A 17,620-nucleotide genomic window follows, 5' to 3' on the forward strand; every position below is an offset into this window, starting at 1 on the left:
TACCCCTTCATATTTTACTTCTCGGTCACTATAAAGCTCTTATAGTTACCCATATCCCTCCATACTTTACTTCTCCGTAACTATGAAGCCCTCATAGTTACCCATACCTCTCCATATTTTACTTTTCGGTCACTATAAACCCCTCATAGTTCACCAAATATAAAAAAAGAGTCTGACCGATTTTAAGGTCAAACTCTTTCAATGTTTAATGTTCATTTTGAACAAAATTAGACAGTGCTTCCACTGCTCTCTCTGCATCATCGCCCTCAGCGAGAATATTAACAGCCACACCTGAACCAACGGCTAAACTCATCAGCCCCATGATGCTTTTTGCATTTACTTTTTTACCATCTTTCTCTAAAAAGATATCGCATGAAAACCGGTTAGCTTCCTGTACAAATAATGCTGCAGGTCGTGCCTGAAGACCCGTTTTCAATTTTACTTCCACTTGTTTTTCTACCATTATAAAATCCTCCTCAATTTATTCCTCTATTTTCTTGAAGCCACTTCACCTAAACGTAATTTGTCTGCAATTTCATCTATCTTTCTTAACCGATGATTGATTCCAGATTTACTAATCGTACCGCCAGAAACCATCTCCCCCAATTCTTTAAGGGTTACATCCGTGTAATGCAATCGGAGTTCAGCAATTTCTCTTAACTTATCAGGTAGAATATGCAACCCGACTGTATTGTTGATATAACGGATATTCTCTACCTGACGAATGGACGCTCCGATGGTTTTATTTAAGTTCGCAGTTTCACAATTAACCAGACGATTAACTGAATTTCGCATATCGCGGACAATTCTTACGTCTTCAAACCGCAGAAGAGCATTGACCGCACCAACAATATTTAAAAACTCAGTAATTTTTTCTGCTTCTTTTAAGTACGTAATATAGCCTTTTTTTCGCTCAAGTGTTTTGCTATTTAGACCAAATTTATTCATCAATTCGCATAAGGAGTCATTATGTTCTTTATATAGCGAAGCAATTTCCAAATGATAAGAAGATGTCTCCGGATTATTAACGGAACCTCCTGCAAGAAAAGCACCACGTAAATAAGAACGTTTACAACATTTCTTTTTTACAAGATCACTTGCAATATCATGAATGAAGGTAAATCCTTCACCAAGGATTTTCATATCCTCGAGTATTACCTTAGCCTGTTGCGTTAAGCGGACAATGTAAACATTGTTCTTTTTTAAACGCATTTTTTTCCGAACAAGCAGTTCGACTTGAACATCATAGCTCTTTTTTATTAACGTATAAATCCTTCTTGCAATCGCTGCGTTTTCAGTTTGAATATCAACGATAAGCTTCCGGTTAGAAAAGGACATGGAACCATTCATTCGTATAAGTGCAGAAAGTTCTGCTCGAACACAGCAAGGCTTTAGTTCCAGATTCGTCAATTCTTTTTTCGTTTCCGAAGCGAAAGACATCCCTTCACCCCCTTTACAACCCAGTATTAAGTATTACGCTTCGTAACGCCTTTTGGTTTCACTTATTAGCAAATTATATAAAATCTGGGCAACCTTTTTTGGATCATGTCTTAGTGCTCCATTTTCTTGTATGGCAATGTCTGCATGAACCACTTCAAGACCCAGTTCAAAAATCTGTGTTAAATCATAATGAACAGGATTAGCAAATTCTTCATTGTAGCGGAGTTGGATGTCTTCCGGTATTTCTTGATCGTTAATTAATATTGTATCCATAAAAGCACAGGCCATATGTTCATATATCGCTTTTACATGCTCACTGGCTGTATATCCGTGCGTTTCACCAGCTTGTGTCATTAAATTGCAAATATACACCTTTTTTGCTTGAGAGCGGCAAAGTTCTTCCCCTAATCTAGGTACGAGCAAGTTAGGCAAGATACTAGTATATAAACTTCCTGGACCAATAATAATTAAATCGGCTTGTCTAATCGCTTGTATCGATTCTGGCAGAGGTGTGATCACTTCGGGTGTCAAAAAAACTTTTTTTATTTTTTTCCCTGAAAAGGGAATTTTTGATTCACCTGATACTACTGTACCATCCTCCATCTCCGCATGAAGGACAACACTTTGATTCGCGGCAGGGAGAACCTTCCCGCGAACGTTTAACACCTTACTCATTTCTTGAATAGCGTGAACAAAGTTTCCCGTTATCGATGTCATTGCCGCCAATATCAAATTACCTAGTGAATGCCCAGATAATTCATTAGAGGTCTTAAACCGATGTTGAAACATTTCTTCAACAAGGGGTTCAACATCTGATAACGCAGCTAACACATTTCGGATATCCCCTGGTGGTGGGATTTGCAGGTCATCACGGAGCCTTCCTGAACTGCCTCCATCATCCGCAACTGTCACAATGGCGGTAATATCAACTGGATAATGTTTTAATCCCCGTAATAAAACCGGCAAGCCTGTGCCTCCACCAATGATGACGATTCTTGGTTGTCCTAACTCCCTCATGTAGTCTGATCCTTTCTCCTCTCAATGTCACGGTGTGAAACAAGTGTCTTGTAATCATTCGCAAAAAATTTAGCAAGATATTCTGCCAAAGTAACGGAACGGTGCTGCCCTCCCGTACATCCTATTGCTATCACGAGCTGTGATTTGCCTTCCCGCTTATAATGCGGCAGCATAAAGCTTAGCAAATCAGTAACCTTCTCAATGAATTTTTGCGTTTCGTTCCATTTTAGAACATAACTAGAAACATCTTCATCTAATCCTGTTTTTGGCCTCATGTGATCGATATAATGAGGGTTTGGCAGAAAGCGTACATCAAAAACAAGATCGGCATCAATAGGGATTCCATACTTGAATCCAAATGACATGACATTGACAGTAAAAATTGATTTTTTATTCGTCGTAAATTCCGTTATAATCTTTTCACGTAACTCCCGTGGTTTCATTTGTGATGTGTTGTAAATGAGCTGGGCTCTACCTTTCAATTCATCAAGAAGCTCTCTCTCTAGATTTATTCCTTCTAAAGGCAATCCAGATTGTGCAAGTGGATGAAATCTCCTAGTTTCCTTATATCTTCTAACTAAAGTAGCGTCATCAGCATCCAAGAACAAAATCTGCGGATTTACCCAAGAGGTTTCAGCTAGTTCATCCAGTGCTTTAAATAAATGGTCAAAGAACTCCCTTCCCCTTAAATCCATAACCAATGCTACCTTATTCATTTTATTCCCTGATTCCTTCATTAGTTCGAGGAATTTTGGCAGCAACGTTGGCGGGAGGTTATCTACACAGAAAAATCCTAAGTCCTCTAAACTTTGGATGGCAACTGTCTTGCCGGCCCCAGACATCCCTGTAATGATGACCATTTGCGTTTCGCTCGTTGATCCGGTACTCATCTATCTATTCCCCCTCTAGTTAACTTGGATCTAATCGATAACTGATTAGTTGAAAATCTTTTGTATAAGTAAAAGTACCGTAAATGATCCCTTTTCCATGAATCATATAATCGATAATATGGTAGTCTCCAGCCGCCATTGGCAGATTTTTCAGATTATCGAGCGGCTGCCATTCAAGCATACCCTCTTCTGATTCGTCTAACTGCATTCCATCAGAATTCGTAGCAAAAAAGGAAAACATCATCCATTCAGATAAAACTTGATCGTTTTCTTTTATAATGAACGTAAAAATCCCCTTCAACTGTGGGCTTTTTAAATAGATTCCAGTTTCTTCACGATACTCACGGATACATGAGTCTCTAACAGATTCACCAGGTTCCATTTTACCACCAGGTGCTACCCACCAGCCACGGCGCGGTTTCTTCAGCATCAAAACTTGATTATCTTTAATTAATACACAATTGGTGACTCGCTGCACAACATTCACCCTCTATATAACAAGCTAATTACTGTATATTTATTCTATTTATTATACTCCTTTTGGTAAGCGGTCACAATGAAACAAACATGTTAAAAATATGTAAAATCGAAAAGCGGAAGCGCTCGTTTAGCGACGTATGGACTGGAGCTAGACAAAAAAATAGCACAGGCTCACTGAGCCTGTGCACCATGTGAATATTTTAAAGGGGGTCAATTCTTAATTCTTATTTTACCTTATTAATATTTCATCATTGTTACAGAAGAATTAAATCAGGATTACGTTTATGAAAATTTTGTAAACTTATTGCTTGATTTTTAATTCCTCTTTTATTTCTTCTACATAGTGTTGCGCACTTTGAGCAGCGATACTGCCGTCGCCTGTAGCTGTTACGATTTGCCTTAATGTTTTTTCGCGAATATCACCAGCAGCAAATATTCCTTTTACCTTCGTTTCCATAAGCTCATTTGTTTCAATATAGCCATTTTCATTTGTGATACCTAGGCTTGTAAATGGTTTAGAAAGAGGAATCATCCCGATATAAATAAACACACCGTCTGCTGGAAGCTCTTGTTCCTCGCCATTTTGCGTTGAAACAAGTGTCACGCTGCCAACTTTACCGTCCTTGTCATTTATCGACTTAATCGTATGGTTCCAAATAAAATCAATTTTTTCATTTGCAAACGCGCGGTCTTGAAGTATTTTCTGAGCACGAAGCTCATCACGTCGATGCACAATCGTTACCTTTGAAGCGAAGCGAGTTAAATAAACGCCTTCTTCAACTGCAGAATCTCCGCCGCCAATGACATATAATTCTTTTTGTTTAAAAAATGCACCATCACATACGGCACAATAGGATACACCACGGCCGCTAAGTTCCTTCTCGCCCGGTACTCCAACTTTTTTATATTCAGCACCAGCAGAAATAATAACGGAATAGGCTTTATACTGCTTTGAGCCTGCAACAACAGTTTTTACATCGCCATTGTCGATAATTTCTTTAATATCACCGTAAGCATATTCAGCACCAAACTTTTTTGCATGATCAAACATTTTTGTTGATAAGTCCGGACCTAAGATGCTTTCAAAGCCTGGATAGTTTTCTACATCCTCGGTATTAGCCATTTGACCGCCAGGCATTCCACGCTCGATCATGAGGGTAGATAGATTTGCACGAGATGTATAAACAGCAGCTGTCATCCCAGCAGGGCCGGCACCAGCAATTATAACGTCATAAATTTTTTCTTCAGACATGTGGTTCACTCCTTATATAAAAAAAACGATTAAGTGTAGTATTACCAACTTAATCGTATAAAACAATTGGATTGAAGTCCATTTATCTGCTTATTTCATATGTTTTATTTCATATGCTTATTCACTAGTTTTACATATTTTCCAATGGTTGCTGGTGAAGTATCATAGCGTCTGGCAATTTCTTGCTGTGATATCTTTTCATTGCTAGCCTTATACCAGACATATTCCATTGCTCCAGCCCAGGCACGTTTATTGGTCAAGTTCAGCCCAGATTTGGATATTTCTACAAACACGGAAAACCACATTAAATATAATCCTGACTCAACCGTTCCGATAGGTTGATGACTTTCATAAAGGACCTCAGCAATTTCCTGTGCACCTTTTATTATTGAAGGTGTCCCTGACTTCAGGAATGAGACATAATTCTTTTCCATTGTGGTGAGCTTTTGATTTTCATAAAAACGTTTAGAAATAAAGATTTCTCCTGCTTTTCCTGAAATAGAAGCCAAGAATATCGCAAATAAACGTTCTTCAATATACTCACTTTCTAATTTTTGGAAAATAGAACCAGAGTAATCTTCGAATCCAATCGCAATAGGTTTATTCACACCCCATGGTTCAAAGTCCTCTTTATCAGGGCTATGTTTAAGGACTAGTTTCCAAATGCTTTTTGCAAAGGCTTCATGACCTGTATAATAGGAAGAATAGCTGAGCCAATAATAGAATGGACCGTCACCATCAAAACCATTTTTATATAATTTTTTCAACCAAAAGTATGCAGATTCATATTCACCCACTAAAGCAAAGGTTGCCCCCAACTTAAACTGGTGATCAATGAACATTGGCTGAATTTTCTTTAAGGACTCCATTAAACGAGAGACTGCTTTTGTTTTTCCTTGATAATGCGCAAAAACGAGCCGATTACACAAGGCATGAAGATTTCCTGGATTCCTATCTAGGACATCATCGAGTATCGATTCTGCTTTTTTCGTTTTACCTAAATAGAAATAAGCAAGAGCTAAGTTGTTATAAGCAGACCAATATTCAGGGTATGTTTCAACAACATCATTTAACAGCTCAATGGCTTTTGGAAAATATCCAGATTCCAATAAATCGCGAGCCTGCTCCTGTTTCATGATCAGATCGTCCTGTTCATAAAGTTCATCTTCCAACCCCTCCGCCTCAAACGAAAGAAGCTCGAGAAGATCTTCTGTATCTTCAATAAAATCACCATTTGGATCCAATTCTATATACATCATTGCATGATGATAGGCATCTTTAAAGAAGCCCATATGCGCATAATTATTTGCTAAAAAATAATGGCACTCTGCCATTTCTTGATCAAGATCTTCAAGGATTAAATGCAAGAGTCGATTAGAATTTTCAAACTCACCAAGCTCTGTTGACACGATAGCAAGCTGACAGATTATCATTGGTTCACCCGGCTCCAGCTGCATCGCCCGCCCGAGATACTTTTTAGCTTTTTTAAAATCACGGCGATGGTATGCCTTAATACCCTTCGTGAAATAATATTCTCCAGTCGGAACAAACGACAGGATTTTTCCTTTTTGAATTCTAGCCTTCGCGTCTTTACCCATGGAGACCTCCATCTTTTACAATAAACTAACTTATGTAGTATACCATAACCACAGCTTGTGCGAGAAGAAAATCAACATAATTGAACAAGTTGGAAATAATAAACATACAAAAAACGCTGCATAAACAGCGTTTTTTGCATAAATGGTGACAGGCACCGTTTTATCGACAACGTATTATCGCTTATGTCTTTCTTCTAACGTAGTCAAAACTTCTTTAAATGGCAGGCCTTGTTCGACTAGTAATACTTGCAAATGGTAGAGCAGGTCGGCGGCTTCCCATTTGAGTTCTTGTTTGTCGCGGTTTTTGGCTGCGATGATTACTTCTGCGGCCTCTTCCCCGACTTTTTTCAAAATTTTATCGACGCCTTTTTCAAATAGATAGGTGGTATAGGCACCTTCAGGACGGTCTTTTTCTCTCTCGATGATCAACTTCTCTAATGATTGTAAAATCTGATAGTCCGCAAGACTAGAAGTTCTTTCGGTAATGCCTTCAGAGAAGCAGCTAACTGCGCCCGTATGACATGCTGGTCCCTTTGGCTCCACGAGCACTAGGATCGCATCCTGATCACAGTCATATTTCAAGCTAACAACCGACTGAGTGTTTCCACTGGTTGCCCCTTTATGCCAAAGCTCTTGACGGGAGCGGCTGAAAAACCATGTTTCCCCAGATTCAATTGTTTTTGTCAGTGATTCCTGATTCATGTACGCTAATGTTAATACTTCTTTCGTGTCGGCATCTTGAACAATTGCAGGTACAAGCCCTTTTTCATCAAAACGAATATTCACCGAACACTCACTCCTCTCTCTAGCAAATAGCTTTTCACCTCGTGTACGGATGTTTCTTTATAGTGAAAAATAGAAGCGGCAAGAGCGGCATCTGCTTTGCCGTCTACAAATGCTTCTTCAAAATGACGAGCATTTCCTGCACCGCCTGAAGCAATCACTGGAATCGTCACAGCCTCACTTACCGCTGCAGTCAATTTGAGATCAAATCCGTTTTTCTCGCCGTCACTATCCATGCTTGTCAGTAAAATTTCCCCTGCGCCTAGGTCTGCTGCTTCTTTTGCCCACTCAATGACTTTCCGCTCTGTTGGTGTCCGGCCGCCATGTGTATAAACACGCCATGTTCCAAGGTCGTCATCATACTTCGCGTCAATCGCCACAACGATGCATTGTGTCCCAAAAAAGCCTGCTCCCTCAGAAATGAGGTCCGGATTCAATACAGCTGCCGTATTTAATGACACCTTATCAGCACCAGCACGGAGAATTCGTTTCATATCCTCTAATGAATTAATTCCGCCTCCAACTGTAAAAGGGATGGCAAGCTCTGAAGCCACAGCCTTTACGACTTCTACCATGGTTTTTCTACCCTCAACAGATGCTGAAATATCAAGGAAGACGAGTTCATCCGCTCCTTGCTCATCATAAAATCTTGCTAATTCAACCGGGTCACCTGCGTCCCGAAGCTGAACAAACTGAATACCCTTCACAACTCTTCCTTCTTTTACATCAAGGCAGGGAATGATTCGTTTGGTCAGTGTCATTTTCTCACCTCATTAATAGCAAGTGCTTGTTTCAATGTAAAGCGATTTTCATAGAGGGCTTTCCCGACAATGGCCCCTCTTACACCCTCGGCATGAAGAGCACGCAAATCAGCTAAGCTGCTCACTCCCCCAGAAGCGATGACATCTTTTCCCGTAACCTCAGCCATTTCACATACAGCCGCTATGTTAGGTCCTGAAAGTGTTCCGTCCGTAGCTATATCAGTAAAAATAAATGTCTCGGCACCTGCATCTGCAAACCGTTTACTCAACTCAACAGCTTTCACTTCGGAAGTGGTAAGCCAGCCATGTGTTGCCACATACCCATTTTTCGCATCAATCCCAACAACGATTTGCTTGCCGTATTTCCGAATCATTTCAATCGCAAACTCTGGATTAGAAACAGCGATGCTCCCAATAATTACCCGCGTTATACCATTTTCCAAATAATGAAGGATGTCCATCTCAGAACGAATGCCCCCGCCAATCTGGACATTTACCTTTAGTTGCTTCGCAGCTTCAATAACAAAGGAGTCATTCACCCGTTTTCCATCCTTTGCCCCATCAAGGTCAACCATATGAAGAAAGGAAGCTCCGTCTGCAGCAAACGCTTGTGCCATATCAAAAGGTGAGTCACCATAAATCGTTTCCTTATCATAATCCCCTTGAAGAAGGCGGACACAATTCCCGCCGCGCATATCGATTGCCGGATAAATCGTAATGGTCATAGTACCGTCTTCCTTTCTTCAACGATTTGTAAAAAGTTATTCAGCAATGCCATTCCCAGCTTGCTGCTTTTTTCAGGATGAAATTGCATTCCAAATATATTATCCCTGCCGACAATGGCAGTAACTTCTTCATGATAATCGGCTTTTGCCAAGAGTACTTCTGAGTTATCGGCAGTGACATAGTACGAATGAACAAAATACACATAATCTTCTTCTAACCCATCCAAAAGGGGAGAAGGTTTCGTGAATTCTAGTTTATTCCAGCCCATATGTGGAACCTTGTAGGTTTCTCCAGCAACCGTCTTACCTGTGAAGCGACGAACCTTACCAGGTAATAATCCAAGCCCTTTAGTCAATCCATTCTCATCACTATTTTCAAACAACAGCTGCATACCTAGGCAAATGCCAAGCAAAGGTTTTCCTGTTGCCGCAAACTCCTTAATCGTATCAGCCTGCAAAACTTCCATCGCATCACGGAAGGAGCCAACCCCTGGCAGTAGCAGGGCGTCCGCACTAAGGAGCTCTTCTCGGTCGCCGGAAATAAAATATTCTGCGTTTAACCTTTCTAGTGCCTTACTGACACTAAACAGATTGCCCATGCCATAATCGACAATTCCAATCATCTATAACATCCCTTTCGTTGATGGAACCCCTTTAATGCGAGGGTCGATTGTGGTCGCTTCGTCAAGCGCTCGACCGAGGGCTTTGAAAACAGCCTCAATCATGTGATGCGTATTATGTCCATAATGAACAATGACATGAAGGTTCATACGCGCCTCAAGGGCAAGCTTCCATAGAAATTCATGAACGAGTTCCGTATCAAAGGTACCAACCTTAGCATTAGGGAACTCAGCCCTCATTTCAAGATGCGGGCGATTACTAAGATCAACAACGACCTGTGCCAAAGCTTCATCCATCGGGACAAAGGCATTTCCGTAACGCTTTATTCCCCGTTTATCACCTAGAGCTTCTCGCAATGCCTGTCCAATACATATTCCGATATCTTCGGTTGTATGGTGATCATCTACCTCAATATCCCCTTTTGCATCTACGGTAAGATTAAAATGCCCGTGTTTTGCAAATAAATCAAGCATGTGGCTAAGAAATGGAACCCCGGTTTCAAGTTCGGACTGTCCTTGGCCATCAATGTCTAAGGTTAAGCTAATTTGAGTTTCATTTGTTTTTCGTTCAATGCTTGCGTATCTTTCCATGAAAACGACCCCCTGGCATTAAAATTATTTATTTTCCAGCCTTAACTCCACTGCACGCGCATGGGCTTCAAGACCTTCCATACGGGCAAATTTGGCAATCTTTTCTCCATTATCCATTAAAGCTTTTTCACTGTATATAATGACACTTGATTTCTTTTGAAAATCATCCACATTTAGCGGACTTGAAAATCTAGCCGTTCCATTTGTCGGCAGCACATGATTGGGACCGGCAAAATAATCACCTACTGGCTCCGAACTATAACGGCCGATAAAAATAGCACCGGCATGTCTGATTTTCCCCAGCAGCTCAATCCCATTCTCAGTCAGGATTTCAAGGTGCTCTGGAGCAAGCTGATTCACCGTCTCTACAGCCTCGTCAATGGAGGAGGTAACATAGATGACACCAAAATCTGCAATCGACTTTGAGGCAATTTCCTTCCTTGGCAATAACGCCAGCTGTTTTTCCACTTCAACAGCAACTTCTTCCGCTAATGTAATAGATGGTGTAACCAGGACGCTGCATGCACGTGGGTCGTGTTCAGCTTGTGATAACAAATCAGCGGCAACCTCATCGGCTCTGGCAGAGTCATCGGCAATGATAGCTATCTCGCTTGGACCGGCAATCATATCGATATCGACATCCCCAAAAACCTCACGCTTTGCCAACGCAACAAAGATGTTGCCCGGTCCGGTAATTTTATCAACTGGGGCAATCGATGCTGTTCCATAAGCCAATGCACCAATCGCCTGCGCTCCACCAACTTTGTAGATTTCTTCCACACCTGCTTCTTTCGCTGCCACCAGCACGGCAGCTGGTAGTTTACCGTTACTGTTAGGAGGTGATACCATCACAATTCTCTTCACACCTGCTACCTTTGCAGGGATAACATTCATTAGCACGGAAGAAGGATAGGCAGCCGTTCCTCCTGGAACATAAACACCTACTGAATCGAGCGGAGTTATTTTTTGCCCAAGAATACTACCGTTTTCTTCGGTTGTCATCCATGAAGGTCGAAGTTGTTTTTCATGAAAACGTCTAATATTGTCTGCGGCTTCTCGAACAATGGAAATAAACTCTGAGTCAACTTGTCCATAGGCTTCATCGATCTCATTTTCCGTAGCAAGAAAGGATTCCAACACGACATGGTCAAATTTTTCCGTATACTCTCGTAACCCATCATCACCGTAAGTCCGGATGTCGGAAATAATCTTTTTAACAACCGCAACCTGCTCGGCTGTACCAGAATCAATGGAACGTTTAATTGAAATATAGTCATTCACTTTAACGATTTTCATTTCACTTTACCTCCAAAGAGACAACACCGCTTAACCTAGACACCAATTCATTAATTCGTTGGTCTTTAATTCGGTAACTTACTGGATTGACGATGAGCCTTGATGTGACATCTTTGATTCTTTCATATTCTACGAGGCCATTTTCAACGAGTGTCCTTCCGGTCGAAACAATATCAACAATTCGATCGGCAAGCCCAATTAAGGGTGCAAGCTCGATAGAACCATTTAATTTGATAATTTCAACTTGTTCACCCTGTTCACGAAAATAAGCTGCGGCAATATTCGGGTATTTGGTTGCTACTTTCGGAGCAACATCATTCATGAATGTTCCTGGAAGACCAGCAACAGCCAAATAGCAGGCACTGATTCGTAAATCAAGCAGCTCGTATACATCTCGCTCTTCCTCAAGTAATACATCCTTACCTGCGATACCGACATCGGCAACACCATGCTCGACATAGGTTGCCACATCCATTGGTTTTGAAAGGATAAAACGCATGTTTTCTGCTTCAACATCGATGATTAATTTCCTCGAGTCATCGAACTCTGGTGGCAGGTTATAGCCTGCCTTTTGTAGTAATTCTAATGCTTCTTCAAAAATTCTTCCTTTTGGCATCGCGATCGTTAATTTCGTATTCATCTTTACGCCCCCCCGATTAAAAAGGTGGTATTGGCAAATTTCTTCGTAAAGGCATCGAGATCTTTTACACCGTTAATGTCCTGCAGCACGGTACTCTTCCCTTCAGCTTTCATTTTTTCAGCCAATTGAAAGGCTTCTTTTCGTCTTTCTTGACTAAAAAAAATACATTCTACCGTAGTGTCAAACGCTTGGGATCCCAATGCCTCTAGCAGTCTATCGAGTCTAACCGCAAATCCAGTTGCACTCGCTTTTTTTCCAAATTTCTCAATCAGCCCGTAACGTCCGCCATTTCCAATCGGAAAGCCGACATTTCCTGCATAGGCCTCAAACAAAATTCCCGAGTAATAACTCATATGGCTCACAATCGTGAAATCAAATTTAACATGATCCTTAAGACCAAAATCTGTAATAACCTCCCACAATTCCTTTAGTTGAAGAAGGGATTCCTTTCCATGGCCATCCTCAATAATATCGAGTGCTTTACCAATGATCTCTTCACCGCCTCGTAACTCTAGAAGTTGAAGGAGCCTCTGTTTATCAATCGATGATAACGAATAAGAGTTTACTTGCTCACGATAGCCAACAAAATTCTTTTCATATAAAAATCGTCTAAGAGCAGTGGCTCGTCCATTCGTTCCTAAGATCTGCATAAATAATTCCTGCGCGAAACCGATATGACCAACTGAAACTTGAAATTGACTCAAGCCTGCCTTTTTTAACGAGGAAACGAGCAAGGCGATTACTTCTCCGTCGCTTGAAACAGTTTCATCATTAATAGATTCCACACCGATTTGCTCAAACTCTGCAGGTCTGCCGCCCTCTCGCTGCTGTGCACGGTATACATTACCGGCATAGGCGAGACGAAGGGGAAGATCATTTTCTAAAAGGCGTGATGCTGCTACCCTGGCAATGGGTGCCGTCATATCTGGACGTAAAACGAGTGTGTGCCCATCTTTATCAAGTAATTTAAAAAGCTCTGGGTCAAGAATTGCTGAGGCAGTTCCAACCGTTTCATAATATTCTAGAGTAGGTGTCTCTATAAACTGGTATCCCCATTTTTTAATAGCATCCTCCATCAAGGACCGGACTTGATGTTTTTTTTCATATAATTCTGGAAGCGTATCTCTCATGCCTAAAGGCTTTTCAAACATAAATAAACGGCTCATCTAAATCATCCTTTATTTTCATAATCCTTTAGTTCGCTAATGTGCTAATAAATTAAAGTTTACTCTTTTTTGAAATTTCCGTCAACCAAAAATAGATAAAAAAAAGCTGTGTTAAACGAGTCTGTTGATTTGCGCTCCAGGCACTTCGCTTTCCGCGGGCGGTCGGTGAGCCTCCTCGCCGCTGCGCGCCTGCGGGGTCTCACCCTGACCTGCTAGTCCCGCAGGAGTCTCGTGCCTTCCACGCAAATCAACAGGTTCTTAAATCAACAGTATCTATTAACACAAACTATTTAAAAAAAAGCCAGGTTTCACAACCCAGCTTTATTCATTTCTATTTACTTTTCCCATAAATCGGATCATTGGCCCACCGTTTTTCTAATTCTTCTTTCGAGTAGATGATTTGCATGGGGTTGCCGCCGACAAAAGCACCTGCTGGGACATCTTTATGGACAAGTGTCCCTGCGGAAACGATGGCACCGTCACCAATCGTTACCCCTGGAAGGATGGTTGAATTTGCACCGATCATCACTTCACTGCCAATATTTACCGGACCGAGACGATATTCCTTTATTAAATATTCATGGGCAAGAATCGTTGTATTATAACCAATAACCGTGTTACGCCCTACGCTGATTTTCTCAGGGAACATTACATCCAGCATGACCATTAGAGCAAAAGACGTGTGCTCCCCGACCTTAAGTCCTAAAAAAGTTTTGTAAAGCCAATTTTTCATCCCAAGAAAGGGTGTATAACGGGCAAGCTGAATCACAATGAAGTTTTTGACAACCTTCCAAAAGGGTACCGTTTTGTAAACATGCCATAAGGAGTTTGCGCCTTCAACAGGGAAGCGGCTTGTATTCCTCATCCTTAACTCTCTCCAAGAATGTCTAATAGATCTGACATATTCTCCAACATGTAATCTGGATCATATTTTGCAAGATAGTCTCGACCCTTGATCGTCCAAGCCACCCCTACAGTTTTCGTCCCAGCGTTTTTACCAGCAAGCACATCGTGAAAATTATCTCCAACCATCATCGCTTCTTCAGGTTTCGAGTCTAACTGTTCAAGTGCCAAATAAATCGGTTCAGGATCTGGCTTTACTTTTTTCACATGATCGTATGCTACCACTACATCAAAATACGAATCAAGCTTCATTAAGTGAATACCTTTAAGAGCAACATCGTGCCGTTTCGTTGTAACAATCCCCAGTTTATAGCCTTTTCCCTTTAGAATATCAAGCGTTTCAATGACACCTGCAAATTCCCTCACCATCAAATCATGATTTGCGATATTGTAGGCGCGATATTCCAGTATCATCTCCTCCACTCGATCGGGAGCCATTTTACCAAAAACCTCATTAAGGGTTGGACCCAAGAATGGCAGGACATCTTCTCGTGAATAATTGCCTGGATAGTATCTTTCAAGTGTGTGTAAATAGGTTGAAATAATTAACTCATTTGTATCAATTAATGTTCCATCTAAATCAAATAGGATCGTAGTAATATTATTTTTCATACGTGGGTTCTGCTTCCTTTCTACTCATGATGCCTGATCGTTTCCAGAAAAGGCCGACAATCAGGGTTAGGGCGACGGCGACACCCAGCCGAATCAAAAAGAGCGGCCAGACAGGTATACCGAGTGGAATGAAGATAAGCGTATCTTCTATGACCGCATGGCAGGACATTAGGAATACAAACGCAAGAGTGATATCCTTCTTACTGACTCCATCTTCCTCCACCGCTTGGATCACAACCCCTGCACCGTAGGCAAGCCCAAATAATAAACCTGCTGCCATCGTCGTAGAAGTATTTTCATTCATCCCTAGACTCTTAGTAACAGGCGACATTCCCTGTGAAAATTTCTTCAACCATTGTAAATCCTTTAAGATTTGGATCACAATCATTAGCGGGATAACAATCATTGCTAACTGTAGAATTCCCAGTCCAGCCTTTTCAAGCGCTGAGAGTAAAATGGAACCTAATCCAGAAATTTGGTCATCATTTGTGGCTTGGATTAGACCATATTGGGCCGTTTCGCCGCCCCCCTGCCAAACAAGATTAATTACCATTGCCGAGAAAAATGCAAGTCCCAACCGGGTAACGAGGACAACCCAAAGCTTAATGCCAACTTTCAACGCAACGCCCGACTCGACAATTAAATTATGAGAAAATGAGAGCATTACTGCTAAAATAAAAACTTCTTTTACTGTAAAATCAAGTGTTAAAATGGCACCAATGGCAGCATAAAGATTAAGGAAATTCCCTAAGACGAGTGGAATGGCTGCGTCACCTGATAATCCTATCAGCTTCATGAAAGGGGCAATTCTCTCAATGACCCAAGGCAGGATAGGTGTATACTGCAGGACAGCCACAATAAGGGTTACCGGAAATATAATTTTCCCTAAGGTCCATGTTGTTCTTAACCCTACCTGTAATCCTCTTTTTAGTGAGCTAATCATTTTTCAAAAATCTCCTTTATTTATGCGTAAAAGCTTGGTTGTTTTTGTCTTGGTAACGATCCTTCGCAAGATTTTTCTTTCTGCGGTAAATCAGAATGATAATTGCGCCAATGATCAAAGCGATTGAAATTGTTTGTGCCATTCGTAATCCGCCCAGCATCAAACTATCCGTTCTTAAGCCTTCTATGAAAAAACGTCCTACTGAATACCAAATGACATAAGAGAGAAAAAGTTCTCCACGGCGCAAGTTGACACGGCGCAGTAAAATTAGCAGAAAAAATCCAATGATATTCCATATCGATTCATATAAAAAGGTCGGATGATAGTAAGCTCCATTGATATACATTTGATTAATAATAAACTCTGGCAGCTGCAGGTTTTCGAGGAACGTTCTAGTAACTTCCCCACCATGTGCTTCCTGATTCATGAAATTTCCCCAGCGGCCGATAGCTTGACCTAATATAATACTTGGTGCAGCAATATCAGCAATCTTCCAGAACGATATTCCGCGTTTTTTAGCAAAAACATAAGCTGTAAGGACGGAACCAATCAGCGCTCCATGGATGGCAATACCACCATTCCAAATCTGGAAAATCTGACCTGGATGCTGGGCATAATAGCCCCACTCAAAAATAACATAATAGATTCGTGCTGAAAGAATGGCAATGGGGATCGCCCAAAGCATTAAATCTGCAAATGTATCCTTCGGTAGTCCTCTCTTATCTCCTTCCCTAATAGCAAGAAAAAGAGCTAGCGCTAATCCTGCACCAATAATTAGACCATACCAGTGGACTTGAATCGGTCCTATGGCAAATGCAATTGGGTCAAGCGGTTGAATGGTTGAATTCATTCGAGTTCTCCTTTTTATATGGCTCTATTCTAGCCTTTTATATATTTATTCCTCGTGGTCGCCATCTTCAATAACATCAGAAAGGCGCTCGGTAAATTGCTGTGCCGCATTTACGCCCATCCTTTTTAAGCGGTAATTCATCGCCGCTACTTCTATGATGACAGCAAGGTTTCGCCCTGGACGGACTGGAACGGTGATTTTAGTAATCTCGGTATCAATGATTTTCATCTTTTCTTCATCTAAACCAAGGCGGTCATATTGCTTGGTGGAATCCCAAATTTCTAGGTTAATAACCATAGTAATTCGTTTATTGCTGCGAACTGCTCCTGCTCCAAAAAGTGTCATCACATTAATAATGCCTAAGCCACGAATTTCTAATAAATGCTCAATTAAATCTGGAGAGGCTCCAACAAGTGTGTCTTGATCCTCCTGACGAATCTCTACACAATCATCAGCCACAAGCCGGTGTCCGCGCTTTACTAGTTCCAATGCCGTTTCACTTTTACCCACACCACTTTTACCAGTAATTAATACACCAATCCCATAAATATCAACTAAAACTCCATGGACGGCAGTTGTTGGTGCTAACTTACTCTCTAAAAAGTTGGTAAGCCGGCTTGAAAAACGAGTTGTTTTCATGTTTGAACGGAGGACAGGAACCGATTCACGCTCTGAGGCTTCTATAAGCTCTGTTGGTACATCTAATCCTCTTGTAATGATAATGGCGGGGGTGATGTCCGTGCATAACCGCTCCATTCTTAAGTTACGTTCATTTTGGGATAATCCCTCAAAGAAGGAAAGCTCAGTTTTTCCTAATAGCTGTATTCGTTCTGCCGGATAATACTCAAAATATCCAGCGAGTTCAATTCCCGGTCTTGAAATATCACTCATAGTAATCGGACGATTAATTCCTTCTTCACCGCTAATTAATTCCAGGTGGAATTTTTCATAAATATCCTTTGTGCGTACCTTTGGCAAAAGTTTTCCTCCTTATCAGAAAAGCGGAAGCGCCTGGTCCAGGGGCGACAGGCATAAGACGAGCCGGCGAGAAGG

20 protein-coding genes are annotated in these 17,620 nt (G+C 41.2%); all 20 read right to left on the reverse strand.

All coding sequences use genetic code 11. The features are described 5' to 3' along the window. Nucleotides 1–205: 205 nt before the first annotated feature. On the reverse strand, nucleotides 206–463 hold the full coding sequence (locus V7124_RS09935; RefSeq protein WP_335488609.1) for an HPr family phosphocarrier protein: 258 nt from the start codon (nucleotides 461–463) through the stop codon (nucleotides 206–208). A 26-nt stretch (nucleotides 464–489) separates the two neighbouring features. Then, on the reverse strand, nucleotides 490–1,440 hold the full coding sequence (gene whiA, locus V7124_RS09940) for a DNA-binding protein WhiA (RefSeq protein WP_335413120.1): 951 nt from the start codon (nucleotides 1,438–1,440) through the stop codon (nucleotides 490–492). A gap of 33 nt (nucleotides 1,441–1,473) precedes the next feature. After that, nucleotides 1,474–2,457: a gluconeogenesis factor YvcK family protein gene (locus V7124_RS09945; protein WP_335488612.1), complete on the reverse strand. Its 984-nt coding sequence runs from the start codon at nucleotides 2,455–2,457 to the stop codon at nucleotides 1,474–1,476. After that, nucleotides 2,454–3,347: an RNase adapter RapZ gene (gene rapZ / locus V7124_RS09950; RefSeq protein ID WP_335488615.1), complete on the reverse strand. Its 894-nt coding sequence runs from the start codon at nucleotides 3,345–3,347 to the stop codon at nucleotides 2,454–2,456. The genes V7124_RS09945 and rapZ overlap by 4 nt, the downstream gene beginning before the upstream one ends. A 19-nt stretch (nucleotides 3,348–3,366) precedes the next feature. Beyond that, entirely contained in the window at nucleotides 3,367–3,825 is a 459-nt protein-coding gene (locus V7124_RS09955) for an NUDIX hydrolase (protein WP_335413124.1), read from the reverse strand. 303 nt (nucleotides 3,826–4,128) lie between these two features. Next, the gene (gene trxB, locus V7124_RS09960) at nucleotides 4,129–5,079 is read right to left on the reverse strand and encodes a thioredoxin-disulfide reductase (protein ID WP_335413126.1); all 951 of its coding nucleotides are present in this window, start codon (nucleotides 5,077–5,079) and stop codon (nucleotides 4,129–4,131) included. 104 nt (nucleotides 5,080–5,183) lie between these two features. Then, entirely contained in the window at nucleotides 5,184–6,677 is a 1,494-nt protein-coding gene (locus tag V7124_RS09965; protein WP_335488617.1) for a tetratricopeptide repeat protein, read from the reverse strand. Nucleotides 6,678–6,851: 174 nt separating this feature from the next. Beyond that, nucleotides 6,852–7,463 (reverse strand): bifunctional phosphoribosyl-AMP cyclohydrolase/phosphoribosyl-ATP diphosphatase HisIE, encoded by a 612-nt coding sequence (gene hisIE / locus V7124_RS09970; RefSeq protein WP_335488620.1) that lies wholly within the window; start codon nucleotides 7,461–7,463, stop codon nucleotides 6,852–6,854. Further along, entirely contained in the window at nucleotides 7,460–8,221 is a 762-nt protein-coding gene (hisF, locus tag V7124_RS09975; protein ID WP_335488622.1) for an imidazole glycerol phosphate synthase subunit HisF, read from the reverse strand. The genes hisIE and hisF overlap by 4 nt, the downstream gene beginning before the upstream one ends. Further along, a complete protein-coding gene (gene hisA / locus V7124_RS09980; RefSeq protein ID WP_335488625.1) occupies nucleotides 8,218–8,946 on the reverse strand; it encodes a 1-(5-phosphoribosyl)-5-[(5-phosphoribosylamino)methylideneamino]imidazole-4-carboxamide isomerase in 729 nt (242 codons plus the stop codon). The genes hisF and hisA overlap by 4 nt, the downstream gene beginning before the upstream one ends. Beyond that, nucleotides 8,943–9,569, reverse strand: coding sequence for an imidazole glycerol phosphate synthase subunit HisH (hisH, locus tag V7124_RS09985; RefSeq protein WP_335413137.1), 627 nt, complete (start codon nucleotides 9,567–9,569; stop codon nucleotides 8,943–8,945). The genes hisA and hisH overlap by 4 nt, the downstream gene beginning before the upstream one ends. After that, nucleotides 9,570–10,157, reverse strand: a complete 588-nt coding sequence (gene hisB, locus V7124_RS09990; protein WP_335488628.1) for an imidazoleglycerol-phosphate dehydratase HisB — start codon at nucleotides 10,155–10,157, stop codon at nucleotides 9,570–9,572. A gap of 24 nt (nucleotides 10,158–10,181) precedes the next feature. After that, a complete protein-coding gene (gene hisD, locus V7124_RS09995; protein WP_335488631.1) occupies nucleotides 10,182–11,453 on the reverse strand; it encodes a histidinol dehydrogenase in 1,272 nt (423 codons plus the stop codon). A gap of 1 nt (nucleotide 11,454) precedes the next feature. After that, a complete protein-coding gene (gene hisG, locus V7124_RS10000; RefSeq protein WP_335413143.1) occupies nucleotides 11,455–12,093 on the reverse strand; it encodes an ATP phosphoribosyltransferase in 639 nt (212 codons plus the stop codon). Nucleotides 12,094–12,095: 2 nt separating this feature from the next. Further along, entirely contained in the window at nucleotides 12,096–13,259 is a 1,164-nt protein-coding gene (locus tag V7124_RS10005) for an ATP phosphoribosyltransferase regulatory subunit (RefSeq protein WP_335488634.1), read from the reverse strand. 331 nt (nucleotides 13,260–13,590) lie between these two features. Then, the gene (locus V7124_RS10010; RefSeq protein WP_335413146.1) at nucleotides 13,591–14,124 is read right to left on the reverse strand and encodes an acyltransferase; all 534 of its coding nucleotides are present in this window, start codon (nucleotides 14,122–14,124) and stop codon (nucleotides 13,591–13,593) included. Between the two features lie 2 nt (nucleotides 14,125–14,126). Further along, nucleotides 14,127–14,774 (reverse strand): pyrophosphatase PpaX, encoded by a 648-nt coding sequence (gene ppaX / locus V7124_RS10015; protein ID WP_335413149.1) that lies wholly within the window; start codon nucleotides 14,772–14,774, stop codon nucleotides 14,127–14,129. Then, nucleotides 14,764–15,717, reverse strand: coding sequence for a nucleoside recognition domain-containing protein (locus tag V7124_RS10020; protein WP_335488637.1), 954 nt, complete (start codon nucleotides 15,715–15,717; stop codon nucleotides 14,764–14,766). The genes ppaX and V7124_RS10020 overlap by 11 nt, the downstream gene beginning before the upstream one ends. Before the next feature lie 16 nt (nucleotides 15,718–15,733). Continuing rightward, nucleotides 15,734–16,567, reverse strand: coding sequence for a prolipoprotein diacylglyceryl transferase (lgt, locus tag V7124_RS10025; protein WP_335488641.1), 834 nt, complete (start codon nucleotides 16,565–16,567; stop codon nucleotides 15,734–15,736). A gap of 45 nt (nucleotides 16,568–16,612) precedes the next feature. Further along, complete coding sequence (gene hprK / locus V7124_RS10030; RefSeq protein WP_335413155.1) at nucleotides 16,613–17,545, reverse strand: HPr(Ser) kinase/phosphatase; 933 nt, start codon at nucleotides 17,543–17,545, stop codon at nucleotides 16,613–16,615. Nucleotides 17,546–17,620: the final 75 nt, after the last annotated feature.

The sequence above is a fragment of the Neobacillus niacini genome (assembly GCF_036961885.1).
GTDB classification, from domain to species: domain Bacteria; phylum Bacillota; class Bacilli; order Bacillales; family Cytobacillaceae; genus Neobacillus; species Neobacillus niacini_H.

Excerpts from the sequence above, each read along its gene's own strand:
- V7124_RS10020 (WP_335488637.1), bottom strand. The coding sequence starts at position 15,717 with ATGATTAGCTCACTAAAAAGAGGATTACAGGTAGGGTTAAGAACAACA.
- V7124_RS10005 (WP_335488634.1), bottom strand. The coding sequence starts at position 13,259 with ATGAGCCGTTTATTTATGTTTGAAAAGCCTTTAGGCATGAGAGATACG.
- trxB (WP_335413126.1), bottom strand. The coding sequence starts at position 5,079 with ATGTCTGAAGAAAAAATTTATGACGTTATAATTGCTGGTGCCGGCCCT.
- rapZ (WP_335488615.1), bottom strand. The coding sequence starts at position 3,347 with ATGAGTACCGGATCAACGAGCGAAACGCAAATGGTCATCATTACAGGG.
- hisA (WP_335488625.1), bottom strand. The coding sequence starts at position 8,946 with ATGACCATTACGATTTATCCGGCAATCGATATGCGCGGCGGGAATTGT.
- V7124_RS09945 (WP_335488612.1), bottom strand. The coding sequence starts at position 2,457 with ATGAGGGAGTTAGGACAACCAAGAATCGTCATCATTGGTGGAGGCACA.
- hisF (WP_335488622.1), bottom strand. The coding sequence starts at position 8,221 with ATGACACTGACCAAACGAATCATTCCCTGCCTTGATGTAAAAGAAGGA.
- whiA (WP_335413120.1), bottom strand. The coding sequence starts at position 1,440 with ATGTCTTTCGCTTCGGAAACGAAAAAAGAATTGACGAATCTGGAACTA.
- V7124_RS09965 (WP_335488617.1), bottom strand. The coding sequence starts at position 6,677 with ATGGGTAAAGACGCGAAGGCTAGAATTCAAAAAGGAAAAATCCTGTCG.
- ppaX (WP_335413149.1), bottom strand. The coding sequence starts at position 14,774 with ATGAAAAATAATATTACTACGATCCTATTTGATTTAGATGGAACATTA.
- lgt (WP_335488641.1), bottom strand. The coding sequence starts at position 16,567 with ATGAATTCAACCATTCAACCGCTTGACCCAATTGCATTTGCCATAGGA.
- V7124_RS09935 (WP_335488609.1), bottom strand. The coding sequence starts at position 463 with ATGGTAGAAAAACAAGTGGAAGTAAAATTGAAAACGGGTCTTCAGGCA.
- hisB (WP_335488628.1), bottom strand. The coding sequence starts at position 10,157 with ATGGAAAGATACGCAAGCATTGAACGAAAAACAAATGAAACTCAAATT.
- V7124_RS10010 (WP_335413146.1), bottom strand. The coding sequence starts at position 14,124 with ATGAGGAATACAAGCCGCTTCCCTGTTGAAGGCGCAAACTCCTTATGG.
- hisD (WP_335488631.1), bottom strand. The coding sequence starts at position 11,453 with ATGAAAATCGTTAAAGTGAATGACTATATTTCAATTAAACGTTCCATT.
- hisH (WP_335413137.1), bottom strand. The coding sequence starts at position 9,569 with ATGATTGGAATTGTCGATTATGGCATGGGCAATCTGTTTAGTGTCAGT.
- hisG (WP_335413143.1), bottom strand. The coding sequence starts at position 12,093 with ATGAATACGAAATTAACGATCGCGATGCCAAAAGGAAGAATTTTTGAA.